Origin of the sequence: Archangium lansingense, assembly GCF_026626635.1 — a bacterium.
Classification (GTDB): Bacteria; Myxococcota; Myxococcia; order Myxococcales; family Myxococcaceae; genus Archangium; species Archangium lansingense.
In genome coordinates this window covers 6473043-6492277 of the sequence record NZ_JAPNKA010000001.1, presented here as the reverse complement: position 1 = coordinate 6492277, position 19235 = coordinate 6473043, and the positions used below count along the sequence as shown (strand labels likewise).

The window sequence follows — 19235 nt, the reverse complement described above, 5'->3', positions numbered from 1 at the left end:
CCCATCAACGACAACTACACCTCCCCATCCTGAGTGACGGCAGCCGTCGGTAGAAACCCGGTGACTCCGGAGGTTCGGATGGGCGGGTGAGGACGACGGATGCCCAGGTGAGGAAGCTGATGGAAGAGATGGCGAAGCACGGTCGCCTGGGGCTGGCGTCGGCCCGGGCGGGGATGGACCGCAAGACGGCACGCAAGTACATGAAGGAGGGGAAGTTCCCCTCGGAGCTCGAGCAGGAGCGCACCTGGAGGACACGGGAGGACCCCTTCGAGGAGCAGTGGGACAGCCTGGCCGAGCGGCTGAAGGAGGCGCCGGAGCTGGAGGCCAAGACGCTCTTCGAGGAGCTGTGTGCTCGCGAGCCGGGCCGCTACAAGCCGGGGCAGCTGCGCACGTTGCAGCGGAAAGTGCGCCAGTGGAGAGCGCAGCAGGGGCCGGAGAAGCAGGTGTTCTTCGCCCAGGAGCATCGGCCCGGGGAAGCGATGCAGACGGACTTCACGTGGGCCAATGAGCTGGAGGTGACGGTGGGAGGCGAGCCCTTCGCGCACCTGCTGTGCCACCCGGTGCTGCCCTACTCCAACTGGGAATGGGCGACGGTGTGCCACTCGGAGTCCATGGCGGCCATCAAGCGAGGAGTGCAGGCGGCTGTTTTTCGGTTGGGGAAGGTGCCGCGCTACCACCAGACGGACAACTCCACCAGCGCCACGCATGACCTGCGCAACGGCAAGCGGGGCTTCAACGCCGAGTACCTCGCGCTCATGAAGCACCTGGGCATGGAGCCGCGCACCATTGAGGTGGGAAAGAAAGAGCAGAACGGGGACGTGGAGGCGCTCAACGGCGCGCTCAAACGCCGGCTGTTGCAGCACCTGCTGATGCGCGGCAGCCGGGACTTCGAGAGCGCCGCGGCGTACGAGAGCTGGGTGCAGGGAGTGCTGGAGAAGGCCAACCGGCTGCGCGGAGGGAAGGTGGAGGAGGAACTCGCGGCGATGAGGCCGCTGTCGGTGCAGCGGCTGGTGGAGTACAGCGAGCAGGAGGTAGTCGTCACGGCGTGGAGCACCATCCGGGTGCAGCACAACACGTACTCGGTGCCCTCGCGGCTGGTGGGCCAGCGCGTGCGGGTGCGTGTGTATGACGACAGGCTGGAGGTGCTGCACGCGGGAAAGCCGCAGCTGGTGGTGGACAGGCTGGTGGGTCGCAACGGGCACCGAATCAACTACCGGCACATCATCTGGTCATTGGTGCAGAAGCCAGGGGCCTTCGCGCAGTATCGCTACCGGGAGGACCTCTTCCCCTCGCTGGTATTCCGCCAGGCGTACGACGAGTTGCAGCGGGTGCACGAGGGGAGGAGAGCCGCGGATGTGGAGTACCTGCGGATTCTTCACCTGGCGGCCTCCACGCTGGAGTCCCAGGTGGAGCAGGTGCTGGCGCGACTGCTGGCCGAGGGCGGACTGCGCGGTGCCGAGCAGGTGAAGGCGCTGGTGGCGCCAGCCAGGCCTGAGGTGCCCCAGCTGGCACAGCCCGAGGTGGACCTGAGCAGCTATGACGCGCTGCTGGTGGAGCAGCGGGAGGTGGCCTCATGAGCACCACCTCCACTTCCCTGCGAGCAGCGGCGAGCGCCGAGGGCGAGCAGCAGCAGACGCTGGCCATGCTGCTGCGAGCGCTGAAGCTGCCGGCATTCGCAGCCCACCACGAGGAGCTGGCCAGGCGCGCCGGACAGGAGGGCTGGACATGCCCGCACTACCTGCGCCAGCTGGTGGAACTGGAGCTGAGCGAGCGCCGGGGCCGACGGATAGAGCGGCTGCTCAAGGCCTCGGGGCTGTCCACGGACAAGACGCTCGCCACGCTCGAGCAGGAGAAGCTGCCGGCCAAGGTGCGCCGCCAGCTACCGGCCCTGTGCGAGGGTGGCTTCATCGAGCGCGCGGAGAACGTGCTGGCCTTCGGGCTGCCGGGCCGCGGCAAGACGCACGTGGTGAGCGCCATAGGCCACGAGCTGGTGCAGCGTGGTTACGAGGTGCTCTTCATCCCGGCGGTGCTGCTGGTGCAGCGGCTGCTCCTGGCCAAGAAGAGCCTGTTGCTGGAGAAGGAGCTGCGGCGGCTGGACGGCTACGACGCGGTCATCATCGACGACATCGGCTACATCCAGCAGGACCGGGAGGAGATGGAGGTGCTGTTTACCTTCCTGGCCCAGCGCTACGAGAGGAGGAGTGTCCTGATTACGAGCAACCTGGTGTTTTCGCAGTGGGACCGAATCTTCAAGGACGCGATGACGACTGCGGCGGCGATTGACCGGGTGGTGCACCACGCGCTGATTCTGGAGCTCACCGGCGACAGCTACCGCAGCGAGAAGGCCAAGAGCCGGGAGACGGTCGACAAGGCCCCGCGTAGGGCGCCCGGGGACGAGTAACACCACGGCACAGGAGGTGACCGACTCAGAGGCTCCGACGGACGTAGCGACGACTATGGCGACGATGAAGTGAACGCAGTCAGAACATCAACCCGATGGGGAAGTGTAATTGTCGCCAAGGGGAAAAAGTAATTGACGCTGGGCATTCCCCCGTAGAGCTGGCGCGTGGCCGGGCAGACAGAGGAGTCGTCATCGTTGCCTCCAGGAACAAAAACGCGAAAGACTCGGCGCGATCATGCCCTACATCGAAGACTTCGACACAGACGCAATCCTCAAGATTCTCAACTCAATCAGCCAGAAGCACCCGGAGGGCTCACCGGAAAGGGACGCAATCGAACTTGCACAGATTGCGTTGATCTATCCCCGCCACACCAGGAAAGAGGATGACTTCCGCAGGTTCTACAGGAATTTTTTCGACCCATCATTCAAGCTCAAAGTCTCTCATGAGTTCGCAACACGAGAAGATGCAGACAAATGGCTTGCCAGCGGGAAAGCCGAGGACGCTGAACGCGTCAGAATCGCTGGCAAGGGTTTCATGGTTATTCGATTGCCTGGGAGGTTTACATTCATGAGCGCACCTCTTGAAGGGGAAGAGGTGGAGGCAGACGAATCAGGGGAGGAATCCGAATAGGAAATTCATCCCGAAATGTCCCCCAGTCAACATCTACAGACTTTCCCTTGAATCCCGTCCTGGCGGGCCTTCATTCTCCCCCACTCGGCGGCACCCTGCCGCCTCCTCAGGGGGAAGTACTGAATGCGTACCCGGATGCTCGCAGCTTGCCTCTCGCTCGCGCTCACCGCCTGTGACACTGAATCTCTGGAACCGTCCGCTGACCTCACCTCCACCGAGGACGTCCAGGCGGCCCTCGCCGCACTGCCCGCCGCTCAGGTGCTCGGTGCTCACGTGGATGGCGTCCCCTACATGATTCGCGGCCGACTCGGCTCGTCGGAAAGCTCCCTCCGGGGCTTCTCGGCCGCCCAGGCCCACGCCCAGGTCAACGCCGCCCTCGCCAACATCGCCCCCGCCTTCCGCCTCCAGGCCTCGGATCTCGTCGTCCGCCGGCTCACCCGGGATGAGCAGGGCCATACGCACATCCGCTACGACCAGACCAAGAACGGGCTTCCCGTCGTCGGTCATGAGCTCGTCGTCCACGTGGATGAGAACGGCACCGTCTATGCCGCCAACGGCTCGGCCCGCGATGGTGAGGCCCTCCCCTTCCGCCCCCGGATCTCCCCAGAGGCCGCCCGCTTCGCGGCACTCGCGGCCACCCCAGGCGGTGCCTCCACGGAGGAGAGCCCGCGCCTCGTCTATGTGCGCTCCGACACGGACGGTCGGCTGAAGCTGGCCTTCGAGGTCGTCGTGACGGGTGAGGGCTCGGAGCTGCCCATCCGTGATCATGTCTTCGTCAACGCCCTGGATGGTTCCGTCGCGGAGCGCACCTCGGATATCCACTCCGCGCTCTACCGCATCGTCTACTCAGGGGGGAATGGCACCAGCATTCCCGGGACCAGCGTCCGCCGCGAGGGAGATCCTCCCACGGGCGACCCCGTTGTGGACAGCGCCTACGACAACCTCGGCCTCACCTACAACTGCTACTACCAGAACTTCAGCCGTGACTCGTACAACAACGCCGGGGCCCAACTGAAGGCCACGGTCCACTACAGCAACAACTACGTGAGCGCCTTCTGGAACGGCAGCCAGATGGTGTACGGCGACGGCAACGGCGTGGATTCCGCGCCGCTGGCCAGGTCCCTCGATGTGACGGTGCACGAGCTGACCCACGCAGTGACCAGCTACGACTCCAACCTCACCTACTCGGGTGAGTCCGGCGCTCTCAACGAGGGCATCAGCGACATCTTCGCCGCCTACTGCCAGGCCTGGACCCAAGGCTGGGTGGCGGACCAGGCCGTGTGGCAGATCGCCGAAGACGTGTGGACGCCGAACATCCCGGGTGACGCGCTCCGCTATATGTACAGCCCGACCGTGGACGGCTCGTCCTACGACTACTACCCCGAGCGCTACACGGGCACCTCTGACAACGCTGGAGTGCACTTCAACTCGGGCATCGCCAACCTGGCCTTCTATCTACTCAGCCAGGGCGGCACGCATCCGCGCGGCAAGACGACCACCTTCGTGCCCGCCATCGGCATCCAGAAGGCCGGTGCCATCATCTACCGAGCCAACCGCGACCTGATGACGGCCAGCACCAACTTCGCCCAGGCCAAGACGTACACCGAGCAGGCTGCCGCGACGCTCTACGGCTCGGGCTCAGCGGAAGCCTCCGCGGTGAGCAAGGCCTGGGAGGCCGTGGGCGTGGGTGGCACGGTTCCGCCCGCTCCCGCCACGGCGCTCACCAATGGTGTGGCGAAGACCAACCTCTCGGGCGCCGCGAGCTCGCAGACCTATTACTACCTGGATGTCCCGGCCAACCTGCCCGTGGCCTTCACCATGAGCAGCGGCACGGGAGACGCGGACATGTACGTGAAGTTCGGCTCGCAGCCGACCACCTCCTCGTATGGCTGCCGCCCCTACCTCAGCGGCAACAACGAGACGTGCAACATGGCCGCGCAGACCAGCGCTGGCCGCTACCACGTGATGCTGCGTGGCTACAGCGCGTACTCGGGCGTCTCGCTCAAGGGCCAGTACTGACCCCTACCCCACCGGCTCCGACGTGAACGCAAGAAGCCCCTGGGAGCACACCTCCCGGGGGCCTCTTCGTCTCTACGAGCGGAATGTGCTCAGCTCCCTGCGAGCCGGGGCTTCTCCTCGGGCTCGGCGATGGCCGAAGCCTCGCCTCCAGCACCCGAGTCGTGAGTATCGGAGCCCCCGGAGCCACCGCGAATCCGTGCCAGCCGCGCCTTCATCCGGTCCGCCACCACGTAGAAGGCGGGCACCACCAGCAAGCTGAGCACGGTGGAGACGGAGAGTCCTCCCAGCACGGCCACGGACATGGGAGCGCGCGTCTCGCTGCCCGCCCCGAGCGCCAGCACCGCGGGCACTGCCGCCATCATCGTCGCCAGCGACGTCATGAGGATGGGCCGCAGGCGCACAGGCCCCGCCCGCTGCATGGCCTCCACCGCGTTCGCGCCCAGCTCGCGCTGCTGCAGTGCGTAGTCCACCAGGATGATGGAGTTCTTCTTCACGATGCCCATCAGCAGCAGCAGGCCGATCATGCTGAAGATGTTGAGCGTCGTGTTCGTGCCCCACATGGCGAAGGCCGCTCCAGCCACCGACAGCGGGAGGATGGTGAGCACCGTGACGGGGTGGAGGAACGAGTTGAACTGCGAGGCCAGCACCATGTAGGCCACCCCGATGCCCAGGAAGAGGGCGAAGAGGAGGCTGTCCATGGACTCCTTGAAGGCCACGCTCGAGCCGCCGAACACCACGCGGGTGCCTCCGGGCAGCTCCCGAGCCAGCCGCTGCACCGTCTCCATCGCCTCCTGCTGGGTCGAGCCAGGGGCCACGTTCGCGAAGATGCTGATGGCGCGCTCACGATCCTTGCGGGTGATGGCCTGAAGGGCCGGACGCTCCTCCTGCGTTACCAGAGAGGAGAGCGGCACCAGCTCGCCGGAGCTGGTACGCACCTTCAACATCGACAGGTCCTCCGGCCGCGAGCGCTGATCCTTCAAGAGGCGCAGCCGCACGTCGATGCGGCGCCCACCGGTGCTGTACTTGCCCACGCGCACCCCGCCCACCAGGGAGTTGAGGGTGGAACCCACGTCCTGCATGGACACGCCCAGGTCCGCGGCGCGCGCCCGGTCCGGCGTAATCCGCAGCTCCGGCATGCCCACCTGGTAGTCCGTGTCTACGTCCACCACCTTGCCGCTCGCCTGGAGCGTCTCGCGCATGTCCGTGCTGGACTCGATGAGCCGCTCCCAGTCCGAGCCACGCACGCTGAACTCCACCGGGAAGCCGCGCGAGCCGGTGAAGCCGCTCTGCGACAGGTCCATCACCACCGCGCGCAGGCCCGGGTACGAGTTGAACTCCTTGCGCAGCACCTGGTTGAACTCGGACATGGGCATGCGCTGGTCCGGGGGCACCAGGGTGACGAACAGCATGCCGCCGTTCACCCCGGCGCCACCGCCGCCCACCACCGCGAACAGGCGCGACACCTCGGGCCGGTTGCGCAGGAACTCCTCGGCCCGCAGGAACAGCCGGTTCGTCTCATCCACCGTGCTGCCCACCGCCGTCTGCATGCGCACCATGACGCGGCCCTGATCCTGCGAGGGGACGAACTCGCTCGACAGGCTCTTGAAGGCGAAGCCGGACAGCGCCAGCAGCGCCACCGCGCCGCCCAGCACCCACCAGGGCCGCTTCAACCCCTGGGCCAGCACCCTGCCGTAGTGGTGCTCGAGCCAGGTGAAGGCCTTGTCCACGGCCAGTCCCACCTTGCTGCGGCCCTCGCGGCCCGTCTTCAGCAGCTGCGCGCACCGCGCCGGCGCCAGGGTGATGGCCTCCACGTAGGACAGCATCACCGCCACGCACAGCGTCACGCCGAACTGGAGGAAGAACTTGCCGATGACCCCCTTCATGAAGATGACGGGGATGAAGATGGCCACCACCGCCAGCGTGGCCGCCAGCGCCGCGAAGGTGATCTCCCGCGTACCCTCGCTCGCCGCCGCCACCCGACTCTTCCCCTCCTCCGCGTGCCGGAAGATGTTCTCCATCACCATGATGGCGTCATCCACCACGATGCCCACCGCCAGTGACAGGCCCAGCAGCGTGAAGGTGTTGAGGGTGAAGCCCAGGAAGTAGATGACCGCCACCGTGCCCAGCAGTGACATGGGGATGGCGAGGATCACGTTCATCGTGCTGGAGAGCGAGCCGAGGAACGCCCAGCACACCAAGGCCGTCAGGAGACAGGCCAGCAACAGCTCGAACTCAATCTCGTGGACGCTCTCCTCGATGAACTGGGTGGAGTCGAAGTTGATCCCCACCTCCAGACCCGGAGGCGCGTCCTTCTGTACCTCGGCCAGCTTGGCGCGCACGCCCTGGGCCACCGCCACCGCGTTGGCGCCGCGCTGCTTGCGGATGCCGAGTCCCTGCGCGGGCTGGCCGTCCACTCGGGCGATGCGGCGCTCGTCCTCGAAGCCGTCCTCCACCAACGCCACGTCGGACAGGTAGATGGGCGAGCCGTTGCCCTCGCGAATCACCAGGTGGCGCAGCGTCTCCAGGTCCAACGCCTCGCCCATGACGCGGACGTTGACCTCACGACCCGCCGTCTCGATGCGGCCCGCGGGCAGCTCCACGTGCTCACGCTGCAGCGCAGTGACGACATCGGAGACGGTGAGTCCGCGCGCATCCAGCTTCTGCGCGTCCACCCAGATGCGCACGTTGCGATCCAACGAGCCACCCAGCGACACCTCGCCCACGCCCGGCACCGTTTGCAGCGACTCCTTCAACCGGTAGCGGGCGAAGTCGGAGATGAACTGCCGCGAGAAGGGGCCGGACACGCCCACCTGGACGATCGGGTTGTCCTCGGGATTGCTCTTGGAGATGACCGGCGGATCCACGTCCCGCGGCAGGCGGTTCTGCGCCTGGCTCACCTTGGACGTCACGTCCTGCAGCGCCTTGTCCACGTCGATGGACAGGTCGAGCTCCACGGTGATGTTGCCACCACCCTGGCTCGCCTTGGAGGTGAGGGCCTTGACGCCCTCCACCTGCATCACCGCTTCCTCGAGCGGCTCGATGATGTCCGTCTCCACCGCCTCCGGCGAGGCCCCCTCCCACGACACGTTGACGCTGATGACGGGGTAGTCCACGTCCGGGAACTGGCTGATGCCGATGTCCTGCGCCGCCACCAGTCCGAAGACGATGGTCGCCGCCATCAGCATCCAGGCGAAGACGGGCTTCTTGATGCAGACGTCCGTGATGCTCATCGGGCCGCGCCTCCCGTGCTCCCTTCCACTTCCTGGCGAGGCTCACCGGTGACGGCGGGCTTGGGGCCCTCGGCGACGCGCACTCCGGCGCCGTCCTTGAGCGCCTCGCCACCGCGCACCACGAGGTCCTCGCCTGGCTTCAGGCCCTCACGCACCTCCACGAGCCCGTCCGCCGTGCGCAGCCCCAGCTCCACCACCCGCTCACGCGCCTTGCCGTCCTGCACCACGAAGGCCAGGAAGCCGCGCTCGCTGGGACGCACCGCCGTCTGGGGGATGACCGGAGCCCCCTTCGCCGTCTCCACCGGCACCGTCACCGTGGCGAAGGCCCCCGGCCGCAACGCCTTGGCCTCCTCGCCACGCACCTCCGCCGTCACCTTCACCATGCGGCTGGCTGAATCCGCCGCGTCCGCCACGTAGCTGATCTTCCCCGTGTACGTGCGCGAGTCCGTGCGCACCGTGAAGCGCGCCGGCATGCCCGGCTTCAGCCGCGCCACGTCCGACTCGGCCACGGCGAAGCGCAGGAGCAGCGGATCCCGCCGCAGCAGCGTGGCCAGCACCGTACCCGGCTGCACGTACTGCCCCGTCTGCACCGTGCGCGTCTGCAACACGCCTTCCATCGGCGCCTTCACGTACGCATCCCGCAGGTTCAGCTCGGCCTGATCCAGCGCCGCCTGTGCCGCGCTCGCATCCGCCGCCGCGGTGCGCGCCCGAGCCTCGGCGGTGTCGATCTGCTCGGCCGGCAGCAGGCCCGGCTTCACCTCGTTGGCCGCCGTGCGCCGCCCCGCCGCCGACTCCGCCTCGGCCTTCGCGGCCTGCGCCTTCTCCAGCGAAGCCTGCGCCGCGCGCACCGCGATGCTGTAGCGCGTGGGCTCGATCTCCGCGAGCACCTCGCCCCTCTTCACCGCCTGCCCTTCCATGAAGCGCACCTGCTCCACCACGCCCGCCACGCGCGCGGTGATCTGCACCTGCTCGAAGGCCTCCACCGAGCCCACCGCGGAGACGACATACTCCACGTCGCGCGACTCCACGGGCCGCACCTCTACGGGGAACTGGATCGGCCCACGGCCGGGGCCGCCGCCCTTCCCGCCACCCTTGCCACCGCCCTGCGCCGCTGGAGCACCTCCCGCTGGCTTGCCACACCCCGTCCCCAGGGCGAGCGCGGCGCCCAGTGCCATCGTCACCACACGGATCTTCACTTACGGCTCCTTCCCCAGCGGATCGAGTCCAACAGCGGCCCGCAGCCCCAGGAGGGCGGACCCCAATGCATACCGAGCCCGGGCCAGCGCTACCTCGGCCTCGAACTGCCTCACTTGCGCATCGCTCAATGCCAGGGACGATGCAATCCCCTGGCGATACAGGATGCTCGTCTCCTCCGCGTTCTGGCGGGCGGCTTCGAAGGCCACCTGGCTCCGGTTCAGCGAGGACTGGGAGGTACGCAGCGCCACGTGCGACTGCTCCACCGCCACGTCTACCCGCCGCGTCCGCGCCGCCGCGTCCAACTCCAGGGCCCGGGCCAGCGCCAGCCGCTCCCGGCGATCCGCGTAGCTCTCGCCTCCGTCGAAGAGCGACCAGCCGAGGTTCACCGCGACGAAGGCGTTCCAGTTGCGGCCGGACAGGCCCGCCTCGTTGGTGAGGCTGTACTGCCCGGTGGCCGACAGCGTGGGCAACAGCCGCGCCAGGGGCTCTTGAGCGAGCGCCCGCTGCTGCTCCACCCGCAGGTTCGCGGAGAGGATGTCCGGGCGGCGCTCCAGGGCGTTCTCGGCCAGCCCGGCGAAGGACTCCACGGGCCGGGAGGCCTCGCCCAGCAGCGTCTCGGGCGCCGCCAGCGGGCCCTCCACCGGGGCCACCAGCAGGTAGCCCAGCTCCAGGCGACTCGTCTCGGCTTGACCCACCGCGTCAGCGAGCTCCGCCTCCGCGGTGGCCACATCCAGCTCCGCGCGCGTCACGTCATTGACGCTGGCCAGGCCGGCCTTGGCCCGGGCCTTCGCCTCCTCGAGCGACTGCCGGGCATAGGCGAGCCGGCGCTCGGCGGCCTGGGCCACCTGCTGCAAGCCCAGCGTCGTCAGGAAGGCGTCGGCGGCCTGAAAACCCACCTGCCGGCGAGCCTCCACCGCGTCCAGCGCCGTCGCCTCCCGGTCGCGATTCGCCGCCTTGAGGAGCGGGAAGCCGCGCGCATCCAGGAGGGGGACGGTGGCGGTGGCATTGCCGGACAGGGCGTTGCGCGCCTGGACCACCACCTGCTCGCCGCCCACCTCGCGCACCACCTCCGCCAGGCGGCGGGTATAGGTGGCGCTGACGTTGAGCCTCGGCAGGAAGAAGGCGCGGGCGCGGGCCACACGCGCCTCGGCGGCCTCGGAGCGGGCCTGGGCCGATAGCGCCGTCTCGTTGCGCTCGGCCGCGAGTGACACCGCGCGCTCCAGCGTCAGCGGCCCCTGCGCGGGCTCAGGCGGCGTACCGGGCGTGGACGGGGTCTCGGCTCCAGGCCCCGGGACGGGCTGCTGCTCCTGTGCGCGCGCTTGGGGCACACATAGGGCGAGCCAGGCGCACACGGGGACGACAACGGCGGAACGGATCAAATGCATGCTCGAGCGAAGGGAGATGTTCCTGGGGACGGTCGGACGACAGGCCCAATTTTTTATTCAAAGGACCCGAGCGAGCACGACCACCGGAACCCACCTCTCTGGACGCTGCATCGCACATCGGGCTAATGGGGAGAAGGACGAAGACTTTTCGAGTGGGGCGCGGCGCGCCCGGGAATGCCCGAACGATGCGTTTATTCCTGCTGGCGGTAGGAATGTTGGCGCTGTGCGGCTGTAGCGGGGCGGGGGCCGGGGCCGTGCGTGTGGAAATCTTCTACGCGACGTTCCATCCCGGGTGCCTGACTGTGACGGCACTGGATGAAGCGGACACGAGCCGCACCGAGACGCAGCAGCTCACGGTGGAAGACCGCAACAGCGACGCCAAGACGGTGGCGGTGTTCCGCAAGCCAGACTGGGGCCGGCGCCTGCAGGTGATCGCGAGCGCGCACGAAGTCTCCTGCTCGGGACCGGTGGTGGCCACGAGCACGCAGCAGGTCGAGGTCCCCGCCAGCGGCAGCACGGTGGTGTACCTGGACCTGCGCGCGGAGGACCTGGACGGAGACGGCTTCGTCGCGGCGAGCGCATCCGGAAAGGGCACGGACTGCGATGACACCGACCCCACCGTGCACCCCGGGGTCCCGGACCCGTGCGACGGCAAGGACAACAACTGCTCCGGCGACGAGGAGGATGCGACCGGCAAGCGCGGCTTCTACGTGGACGCGGACGGTGACGGGTACGGAGACCGCAACCGGGCGGTGGTGGCCTGCGTGCTGCGCGCGGGCATCGCCGAGGAGGCCGGAGACTGCGACGACACCGACGCCAGCGTGCACCCGAACCAGCCCGAGCTGCGCTGCGATGGGAAGGACGATGACTGCGACGGCGCGGAGGACGAGGACTTCCGGCTGGGCTCCGCGTGCACGACGGAGCTCGGCTGCGCCGGCACCCAGCAGTGCAAGACCGATGGCTCGGGGGCGGCGGAGTGCAAGGGCACCCAGCTCCCGGCGACGTGGTACGTGGACGGAGATGGAGACGGGCTCGTCGGCACGGTCGCGACCCTGTCGTGCACGGCGCCCGCGGGCGCGAAGTCCACTCCGGACGACTGCGATGACACCTCGCGCTTCATCGGTGGCACCGAGGTGTGCGACTGGCTGGACAACGACTGCAAGGGTGGCGTGGACGAAGGAAACGTCTGCGCGGCGAACACCTGGACGACGCGGACCCTCTGGAGCACGGCGTGGGGGGCGGTGACGACGTACGCACCGGGGAAGGCGTGGCTCGCGGGCCCGGGCGGCTGGCTTGCGCACGTGAACGGCGCCTCGGTGGCGGACTCCACGGGCGTGTGCGGCACCACGAGTGACTGGAAGGTGGCCTGGGCGAGGCCGAGCGACGGGCGCGTCTTCCTCGGCACCGCGGAGGGCACGCTCGCCAGCGCCCGGCCCATGACCTCCGGCTGCACCATGGGAGTGGTGAACGAGGTGCCGGGCACTGTCACCGGCCTCGTGGGCTTCGAGCGGAACGGCACCACCACGGTGTACGCGGTGACCAGCAGCGGCCACGTGCTGCGCTGGGAGTGGAGTGGACAGGTGAGCAATTCCGCACCGGTGGTGGTGACCCGGTTGGCGGCGAACCTGCAGAGCGTGCACGGCCTCGGCCCGGACTCGCTGCTCGCCGTAGGCGCCGAGGACTTCCAGCCGGGCGGCGATCCCCTGCCCCGCGCCTTCCGCCTCGACGCGGCCTCGGGAAATTGGATTCGCGAGGAGCTTCCCACGGACGTGGGCACGGGCTACCTGCGCGGCGTGTCCGTGGCGGACGGAACGCGCGCCTACGCGGTGGGCGATGATGGCCTGGTGCTCGCGCGTCAGGCGGGGACGTGGCGGAAACTGCCGTCACCCGGAGGCGCGGCGGCGCCGGATCTGCTGGACGTGGCTGCCTTCCATGACAACCTCGTCTTCGCGCTCTCCAACAAGGGCGGCACGTACCTCCACCGCTTCGACGGCACGGCCTGGAGCGAGCCCTTCCCGCAGGCCCAGGTACTCCTGTCGCTCGACGCCATCAGTCCCCGGGAGCAGTGGGCCGCGGGCCAAGGCGGCACGCTGGTGCGCTGGGGCCCTCCCTGAGCTGGGAGTGACATGGAGCTGCGCGCGGACAGGCTCTCGGTTCGGCAGGGCGGACGGCCCCTCCTCCAGGAGGTGGCCTGTACTCTTCCGCCCGGCAGCCGGGTGCTCGTGTTGGGGCGCTCGGGCGCGGGCAAGACGACGTTGCTCAAGGCGCTCGCGGGACTGGTGACGCCGGCCAGCGGACAGGTCTTCTGGAATGGTGAGGACGTGGCCAGGATGGCTCCCGCCGGAAAGCGCGCGCGCCAGGCGGCGTTCGGCATGGTGTTTCAGACGGATGCCCTCTTCGACTCGCTGACCGTGCGCCGCAACGTGCTGCTGCCCCTGGAGCGCCGGCGAGTGCCCCGCGAGGAGGCGGAGGCGCGCGCGGACGAGGTGCTACGCGCGGTGGGCCTCTCTGAAGCCGCGGACACCCTGCCTGAGCGACTGTCCGGAGGAATGCGCAAGCGGGCCGGCATCGCGCGGGCACTGGCGGCGAGTCCTTCGGTGCTGCTGGCGGACGATCCCTTCGCGGGGTTGGATCCCGGCACGGCGAGGCAGGTGGCGCGGGTGCTCCTGGAGGTGGCCGGAAGCGGCTCGCTGGTGGTTGCCGCGCCCGACGTCCCGCCGGAGCTCCCCCTCTCGCGCTGGCTGTATCTGCGCAATGGGCAGCTCACGTATGACGGCCCGCCCGCCCCGCAGGTGGAGACGCTGACGGACGAGGCGCTCGCGTGACGGCGGCGCTGACGTGGCTCGGCCAGGAGACGCTGGGCGCGGTTCGAGGCGTGGGGACGGTGGCACTGGTGCTGGCGCGTACGGTGCTGGGGCTGGCGCGGATGGATCGCCGCGAGCTGCTGCGCGGACTGGTGCAGTTCGGCTGGGGCTCGCTGCCCCTGGCACTGGCGACGGCGGCGCTGACGGGGGCGACGGTGGTGGTGCAGACGTCGCTGTACGTGGAGCGCTTCGGGGCGAGGGCGATCCTCGGGTGGGCGGCGGGGTACGCCGTGCTGTGGGAGTTCGGCCCGCTGCTGCTGGGGTTGGTGATGGCGGCGCGGCTGGGGGCGCGCAACGCGGCGGAGCTGGCGACGATGCAGGTGGGCGGGCAGCTCGAGGGCCTGAGAGGGATTGGATTGGATCCCTTCGCGGTGCTGGTGGCGCCGCGCGTGGTAGCGATGACCGTGAGCGTGTCTGCCCTATCCGCCCTCACCTTCCTGGTGGCGGTGCTCTTCGAGTCGGTGGCGGCCTTCTTCACGCTGGGGCTGCCGGTGCGGGCCTTCTTCGGCAGCTTCGAGCAGATGCTGCACGCGACGGACGCACTGGGAGGAATGGTGAAGGCGAGCGCCTTCGGGCTGGCCATCGCGCTGGTATCGACGGCGGTGGGGCTGCGAGCGCGGGGAGGCGCGCGGGCGGTGGGTCAGGCGGCGGCCGGCGCGGTGGTGCACGGATGTGGAGCCATCTTCCTATTGGATTTCCTGCTCACCACCACGCTGGCGATGTGGCTGAGCTGAGTCCGCGCCTCCACTCCCTCGCCCTCCGGGAGAGGGTCGGGGTGAGGGTGCCACGGACCTCGCATTCGCTGCCGGTCACTCCCGGTAGAGGTTCCGCTGGAGGAAGCCGAGCGTCCAGCGCCAGACGTCGTCCCAATCCTCCTGCCGCATCATGTGGTCCGACTCCGGGTACTCGAAGTGCTCGACGTGCAGCCCGGGGTGCCACGCCCAGATGGTATGTGCGAAGTCGCGGGCCCAGTGCGGCGGGACGATGCTGTCACGACCCGCGTTGAGCAAGAGCAGCGGGTGGCGCGCACAGTCCCAGGGGCGGTGGACGGGCGCATGATGCATCAACTCGCGGATCTCCTCGGTGATGGGTCCCTCTCGGGGAGTCCAGTCCGGCGAGCCGAGGATGGACACGGTGGCCTGCACCCGCGAGTCATTGGCTGCCACGGCCAGCGCCGTGTATGCGCCAAACGAGATGCCGACGATCCCGATGGGCCAGTGTCCCTCGGAGACCACGTGATCGATGACCCGTGAGACATCGTAGGTGGCGTGGCGAATGGCGTGAAGCATGCGGGCATGGGACTCGGGCGGACCGAGCCCCGCCATCTCATCGAGCCACCCGTCGCGCCGAGCACCGTGGTGCGGAGCGTCCACACCGACGGCACTCAGGCCCCCGGTGGCGAGCACGTTCAGTTCCGAGCGCTGAGCGTCCGCGTTCGCACCGAGCCCGTGCAGGACGAGGACGGCCGGGCCGGGCCGAGGCTCGTCATGCACCTTGAGCACGGGGATGCGTCCATCCACGAGGAACCGGTATTCATCGGGCATGCAGGGAGTCTACAGCGGGGATCAGGCAATTGGCCTCACGGTCATCTGGACTCTGGAACCGTCGGAAGAGCCGTTCCATCGATGAGCTGTATCGCTTGAATGCTTCCGAAGGGTTGCGCATGGCTGGTAGCATCCGACGCTCCCCATAATGACTCTACGAGAAACGGTCTCGGCCTTTGTCAGGCTGGGCCCACTACCTGATTCCAATGCGCCTGAGGGGCAGATCGCCCTTCATGAGGAGTTACTGTCGAAGATTGAAGCCCCAGTCACCGACGAGGAGGCAGCACAGTTGATATCGTGTTTCGGCCCTGACGACTGCTTCGGCTTGGCGTGGACCCTCTTGCACCTCATCGAATCCGCTCCAGGTGGAGTTCCGCTAAGCAGTGCTCCACCCGCTTCCGCCAACGAGTGGATTCGACGATTGTGGGCAAGATCGAATCGGAGATAGGGCACCTGCCTACAGAGACGAACTCGGCCAAGCCAGAGGCGTGAACGATTACTATCTATCGAAGGCTGGTAGCATCCGGCGCCCCCCATGAACCCCCTCGCCTCCATCGGAGCCTCGGCCTTGATGCTCGCGCGCACGGTGCGGGCGGGCGTGCGCAACGGCCTGTCCTGGCGCGAGTGTCTGCACCAGCTCCACGAGACGGGCTCCCGCAGCATGTGGCTGGTAATGTCGGGGATGGCCTTCTTCGGGGCGGTGCTGGTGACGTTCGCGGACAGCCAGGCGCGCAAGGTGACGGGCAACCTGCCGGTGGTGGGCCCGCCCTACTTCGAGCTGCTGGTGCGTGAGTTCGGCCCGGTGGTGTCGGCGCTGCTGGCGGCGGCGCGCGGAGGGGCGAGCCACAGCGCCGAGCTGTCCACCATGAGCGTCAACGAGCAGGTGGAGGCGCTGGAGATGTCCGCGGGGGACCCCTACGCGGACCTGGTGGCGCCGAGGGTGGTGGCGGGGCTGGTGGGAGTGCCGCTGCTGTGCATCGTGGGGACGATGGCGGCGACGCTGTCGGCGGTGGCCACGGCGAGCTGGGCCTTCGGGGTGGACGGAACGGCCTTCATGGACGCGCGGTTCGTGGACGGGTGGGACGTGCTGGCGGGGCTGACGAAGGGGGCAGGCTGTGGCCTCTACATTCCATTGGCGGCGGCGGTGGCGGGCCTGTCCGCACGCGGAGGCGCCGAAGCGGTGGGCGAGGCCACCACGCGCGGAGTGGTGGCGGCGTGCTTCGGCTGCCTGTTGATCGCCTTCGTGGTGGCGCTCGGCTTCCAGGCGCTGGGGGTGTGAGGGGAAATGCTGCGCTTCTCCGAGGTGGCAGTGACCTTCGAATCCGGCCGGCGGGTGCTGACGGGGCTGAGCGCGGAGCTGTCCACGCGCGAGCTGACCTTCGTGGCGGGCGCGAGCGGCGCGGGCAAGAGCGTGCTGTGTCGGCTGGCAGTGGGGCTGCTGAAGCCGGAGGCGGGCCGGGTGGAACTGCTCGGTGAGCGGGTGGACACGCTGCCCGAGCGGGCCCTGCGAGCCCTTCGCCAGCGGGCGCCGTACCTGGTGCAGGGCCCGGCGCTGCTGGACTGGCGGACGCTGCGGGAGAACGTGGCGATGGCGGCCCCGGGCCTCTCTCCGGAGGCGGTGCACGAGGCGCTGGCCCAGGTGGGGCTGGAAGCGGCGGCCGATCGGCTGCCCACGGAGCTGGGACCGGGGGCGAAGAAGCGGGCGGCCATTGCCCGGGCGCTGGCGTTGCGACCGGAGTACCTGCTGCTGGACGAGCCCACCACGGGGCTGGACCGGAGGGCAGCAGCGCAGGTGGAGGAGGTGCTCGCCTCGGTGAAGGCGCGAGGGCTGGGCGCGCTGGTGGTGTCCCATGATTACCGGCTGCTGCGGACGCTGGCGGACCGGGTGCTGGTGGTGGGCGGGGGGCGCTGCGCCTTCCTGGGCACGCCCGAGGCGTTCCTGGCATCCTCGGAGCCGGAGCTACGGGCCCTGACGGCGCCCTTCCTGGAGAGCGCATCGGATGGATGAGCGTCGCTTGGAAATGAAGGTGGGCGCGCTGGTGCTGGCGGCGCTGGTGGGCGTGCTCGGGCTGCTGTGGCTGATGGGCGAGCTGACGATGGGCCGCGACACGGTGCTCTCGGTGGACTTCAGCCACACGGGCAACGTGGTGAAGGGCGCACCGGTGAAGCTGGGGGGCGTGGTGGTGGGCCGGGTGGAGGACATCCACCTGGAGCCGGACCGGAGGGACGCGCAGGGCCGGCCGATGCCGGTGCGCATGGGGCTCTCGGTGAAGCCTGAGGCGATGGTGGCGCTGCGCGAGGACACGCGGGTGACGGTGGCCACCGTGGGACCGCTGGGCGAGCCGTACCTGGAGCTGAACCCTGGTTCCGCAGCCGCACCTCCCTTGCCCTCCTCTGGTGGCTCGCTTCGGGGCACGGACGCGCCGAGGTTGGATCTGGTGGCCCAGCAGCTCTCGGCCTTCCTGGACGTGGCGAGCGGCGCGCTCGCGGAGGACCCGGAGGGCATGCGCAACCTGGCAACCAACCTGTCGCGGCTGACGGGCACGCTGGACGGCGTGCTGAGCGAGAACCGGGGCGACCTGAAGACCCTGACGAGCGATCTGACCGCTGCGGCGAAGGATCTGCGGATGCTGGCGAAGGTCGCGCGAGAGGCCATGCAGCCCGGGGGCACGGGGGCGCAACTGCTGGGCGACGCGGCGGAGACGGCTGCGCTGATGAAGCGGGAACTGCCCGGCATCTCCGGCTCGGCGGCGAAGACGCTCAATGGACTGTCGATGGTGACGGGTGGGCTCGACGCGAAGGATGGCGAGCGGCTGAAGCTGGCGCTGGAGCGCTACACGGCGGCGGGCGAGAAGCTCGATCAGATGGCCACGAAGGCGGACCGGCTGCTCGCGCGCATCGAGGCCGGAGAGGGCACGGTGGGTGCCTTGCAGAAGGACAAGCAGGTGTACGACGACCTCAAGACCCTGCTGTCGGATCTGCGCAAGCACCCGTGGAAGATGCTCTGGAAGGAGTGACATCAAGGCGGGTTGAAGGTGCCTGCCTTCCATTGCTCAAGCGTTCTCTCCGCGGAGAACCCCACCAGACCGTCAACGTGTCTAGCAATTTCGGTCAGCACCCGCTCCCCCTCGCTTGGTGCGAACTCCAAGACCGAGCCAGCAGCCCAGCAACGGGTTCCCGGGTCTGGATCATCGATCAACTTCAATAACTGGCGCTGCGCTTCGATACCTCTTGCCCGCAGCTCCTGGCGAATTGCAACGAGGAGATCATACATGCGGTTTGCCTCCTTCGGTTTGCCCGCATGAATCGCTGGCCACCTCTCAGCGGAAAGGAGCCTGGCCTTTTCGATCAACTCTTCCGTTGAAAGCTTCTTTATCTGTGTCTTCCTCATGGATCTGGAAGGAGTGACGCCACCACTCAGACGAGCGGTGGACGGCGGACATCGGCGAGGCTCCACTCGGAAGCCTCTTCCAACGCGTGAAATGCCTCGATGCCCTGCTGCTGGATGAGGTTGTATTCAGCCCCGTGGATCGGCACCAGCCACCACAGATTCACGTGTTGAGTTCCCACGTGGAGGGTCTCCAGTTCCTCCGGCTCGCCGAGCGGCTCGGTCACCATGACGGCCCGGGTCGGCCACTCCGCGGGAAGCAGCTTCGATTCAGGCGCGGTGCAACCGGAGCGCAGGTTCACCTCGGGTTGCCGTGCGTACAGCACGAAGTCCATTACGAATGAGGCGACCGACCTGAAGCTCGCCCCACCCAGGTCTGGCGGAAGTACCAGCACGAACTCACAACGCCAGACCCCCGGTCTCACAAAGTCCGTCATGTCAGGGATTGTTCTGGCTCGACTTCGACCAGGGGTCTCGGAGGAGGCCCACGCGGATGAGCCATCTCGAGAAGCATGTATTCCTGTAGCGCAGCGGCAGGATGCGCAACGGAAGAGGTTTCCCCGTGATCGCATGCCT

The 19235-nt window shown here is 68.4% G+C and carries 16 protein-coding genes; 10 read left to right on the top strand and 6 right to left on the bottom strand.

What is annotated here, in order from left to right; genetic code table 11:
• Positions 1 to 86: 86 nt before the first annotated feature.
• The 4 genes from istA to OV287_RS26350 all read left to right on the top strand — a co-directional run bounded on the left by istA (position 87) and on the right by OV287_RS26350 (position 5051).
• Positions 87 to 1577 (top strand): IS21 family transposase, encoded by a 1491-nt coding sequence (istA, locus tag OV287_RS26365; RefSeq protein ID WP_267533779.1) that lies wholly within the window; start codon positions 87 to 89, stop codon positions 1575 to 1577.
• Positions 1574 to 2401 (top strand): IS21-like element helper ATPase IstB, encoded by an 828-nt coding sequence (istB, locus tag OV287_RS26360; RefSeq protein ID WP_267533778.1) that lies wholly within the window; start codon positions 1574 to 1576, stop codon positions 2399 to 2401. Before istA ends, istB begins: the two co-directional genes overlap by 4 nt.
• 235 nt (positions 2402 to 2636) lie before the next feature.
• Complete coding sequence (locus tag OV287_RS26355; RefSeq protein ID WP_267536799.1) at positions 2637 to 3032, top strand: hypothetical protein; 396 nt, start codon at positions 2637 to 2639, stop codon at positions 3030 to 3032.
• A gap of 123 nt (positions 3033 to 3155) precedes the next feature.
• Positions 3156 to 5051, top strand: a complete 1896-nt coding sequence (locus OV287_RS26350) for a M4 family metallopeptidase (RefSeq protein WP_267536798.1) — start codon at positions 3156 to 3158, stop codon at positions 5049 to 5051.
• An 89-nt stretch (positions 5052 to 5140) separates the two neighbouring features.
• Here the strand turns inward: OV287_RS26350 and OV287_RS26345 are convergent, their stop codons facing one another.
• From OV287_RS26345 to OV287_RS26335, 3 genes are read right to left on the bottom strand one after another with little or no spacing between them, the layout of a single operon-like run.
• Positions 5141 to 8281 (bottom strand): efflux RND transporter permease subunit, encoded by a 3141-nt coding sequence (locus tag OV287_RS26345; RefSeq protein WP_267536797.1) that lies wholly within the window; start codon positions 8279 to 8281, stop codon positions 5141 to 5143.
• A complete protein-coding gene (locus OV287_RS26340) occupies positions 8278 to 9456 on the bottom strand; it encodes an efflux RND transporter periplasmic adaptor subunit (RefSeq protein ID WP_267542420.1) in 1179 nt (392 codons plus the stop codon). The genes OV287_RS26345 and OV287_RS26340 overlap by 4 nt, the downstream gene beginning before the upstream one ends.
• A gap of 21 nt (positions 9457 to 9477) precedes the next feature.
• Complete coding sequence (locus OV287_RS26335) at positions 9478 to 10863, bottom strand: TolC family protein (RefSeq protein WP_267536796.1); 1386 nt, start codon at positions 10861 to 10863, stop codon at positions 9478 to 9480.
• A 185-nt stretch (positions 10864 to 11048) separates the two neighbouring features.
• On the opposite strand from OV287_RS26335, the gene OV287_RS26330 reads away from it, so the two are divergent.
• The 3 genes from OV287_RS26330 to OV287_RS26320 are packed head-to-tail and all read left to right on the top strand — an operon-like array spanning position 11049 to position 14461.
• The gene (locus OV287_RS26330) at positions 11049 to 12977 is read left to right on the top strand and encodes a putative metal-binding motif-containing protein (protein ID WP_267536795.1); all 1929 of its coding nucleotides are present in this window, start codon (positions 11049 to 11051) and stop codon (positions 12975 to 12977) included.
• Between the two features lie 12 nt (positions 12978 to 12989).
• On the top strand, positions 12990 to 13688 hold the full coding sequence (locus OV287_RS26325) for an ABC transporter ATP-binding protein (RefSeq protein ID WP_267536794.1): 699 nt from the start codon (positions 12990 to 12992) through the stop codon (positions 13686 to 13688).
• Positions 13685 to 14461, top strand: coding sequence for an MlaE family ABC transporter permease (locus OV287_RS26320; protein ID WP_267536793.1), 777 nt, complete (start codon positions 13685 to 13687; stop codon positions 14459 to 14461). Before OV287_RS26325 ends, OV287_RS26320 begins: the two co-directional genes overlap by 4 nt.
• A 75-nt stretch (positions 14462 to 14536) precedes the next feature.
• Here the strand turns inward: OV287_RS26320 and OV287_RS26315 are convergent, their stop codons facing one another.
• A complete protein-coding gene (locus tag OV287_RS26315; protein ID WP_267536792.1) occupies positions 14537 to 15271 on the bottom strand; it encodes an alpha/beta hydrolase family protein in 735 nt (244 codons plus the stop codon).
• A gap of 535 nt (positions 15272 to 15806) precedes the next feature.
• Between OV287_RS26315 and OV287_RS26310 the strand changes: the two genes are divergently transcribed.
• From OV287_RS26310 to OV287_RS26300, 3 genes are read left to right on the top strand one after another with little or no spacing between them, the layout of a single operon-like run.
• Positions 15807 to 16550, top strand: a complete 744-nt coding sequence (locus OV287_RS26310) for an MlaE family ABC transporter permease (RefSeq protein ID WP_267536791.1) — start codon at positions 15807 to 15809, stop codon at positions 16548 to 16550.
• Positions 16551 to 16556: 6 nt separating this feature from the next.
• Entirely contained in the window at positions 16557 to 17279 is a 723-nt protein-coding gene (locus OV287_RS26305; RefSeq protein ID WP_267536790.1) for an ATP-binding cassette domain-containing protein, read from the top strand.
• Entirely contained in the window at positions 17272 to 18288 is a 1017-nt protein-coding gene (locus OV287_RS26300) for an MlaD family protein (RefSeq protein ID WP_267536789.1), read from the top strand. Before OV287_RS26305 ends, OV287_RS26300 begins: the two co-directional genes overlap by 8 nt.
• Before the next feature lie 2 nt (positions 18289 to 18290).
• Here the strand turns inward: OV287_RS26300 and OV287_RS26295 are convergent, their stop codons facing one another.
• On the bottom strand, positions 18291 to 18662 hold the full coding sequence (locus OV287_RS26295; RefSeq protein WP_267536788.1) for a DUF2019 domain-containing protein: 372 nt from the start codon (positions 18660 to 18662) through the stop codon (positions 18291 to 18293).
• A gap of 26 nt (positions 18663 to 18688) precedes the next feature.
• A complete protein-coding gene (locus OV287_RS26290; protein ID WP_267536787.1) occupies positions 18689 to 19096 on the bottom strand; it encodes a suppressor of fused domain protein in 408 nt (135 codons plus the stop codon).
• Positions 19097 to 19235 lie beyond the last annotated feature (139 nt).

Excerpts from the sequence above, each read along its gene's own strand:
- istB (WP_267533778.1), top strand. The coding sequence starts at position 1,574 with ATGAGCACCACCTCCACTTCCCTGCGAGCAGCGGCGAGCGCCGAGGGC.
- OV287_RS26300 (WP_267536789.1), top strand. The coding sequence starts at position 17,272 with ATGGATGAGCGTCGCTTGGAAATGAAGGTGGGCGCGCTGGTGCTGGCG.
- OV287_RS26340 (WP_267542420.1), bottom strand. The coding sequence starts at position 9,456 with ATGGCACTGGGCGCCGCGCTCGCCCTGGGGACGGGGTGTGGCAAGCCA.
- OV287_RS26290 (WP_267536787.1), bottom strand. The coding sequence starts at position 19,096 with ATGACGGACTTTGTGAGACCGGGGGTCTGGCGTTGTGAGTTCGTGCTG.
- OV287_RS26330 (WP_267536795.1), top strand. The coding sequence starts at position 11,049 with ATGCGTTTATTCCTGCTGGCGGTAGGAATGTTGGCGCTGTGCGGCTGT.
- OV287_RS26325 (WP_267536794.1), top strand. The coding sequence starts at position 12,990 with ATGGAGCTGCGCGCGGACAGGCTCTCGGTTCGGCAGGGCGGACGGCCC.
- OV287_RS26295 (WP_267536788.1), bottom strand. The coding sequence starts at position 18,662 with ATGAGGAAGACACAGATAAAGAAGCTTTCAACGGAAGAGTTGATCGAA.
- OV287_RS26315 (WP_267536792.1), bottom strand. The coding sequence starts at position 15,271 with ATGCCCGATGAATACCGGTTCCTCGTGGATGGACGCATCCCCGTGCTC.
- OV287_RS26345 (WP_267536797.1), bottom strand. The coding sequence starts at position 8,281 with ATGAGCATCACGGACGTCTGCATCAAGAAGCCCGTCTTCGCCTGGATG.
- OV287_RS26310 (WP_267536791.1), top strand. The coding sequence starts at position 15,807 with ATGAACCCCCTCGCCTCCATCGGAGCCTCGGCCTTGATGCTCGCGCGC.
- OV287_RS26305 (WP_267536790.1), top strand. The coding sequence starts at position 16,557 with ATGCTGCGCTTCTCCGAGGTGGCAGTGACCTTCGAATCCGGCCGGCGG.
- OV287_RS26355 (WP_267536799.1), top strand. The coding sequence starts at position 2,637 with ATGCCCTACATCGAAGACTTCGACACAGACGCAATCCTCAAGATTCTC.
- OV287_RS26335 (WP_267536796.1), bottom strand. The coding sequence starts at position 10,863 with ATGCATTTGATCCGTTCCGCCGTTGTCGTCCCCGTGTGCGCCTGGCTC.
- OV287_RS26350 (WP_267536798.1), top strand. The coding sequence starts at position 3,156 with ATGCGTACCCGGATGCTCGCAGCTTGCCTCTCGCTCGCGCTCACCGCC.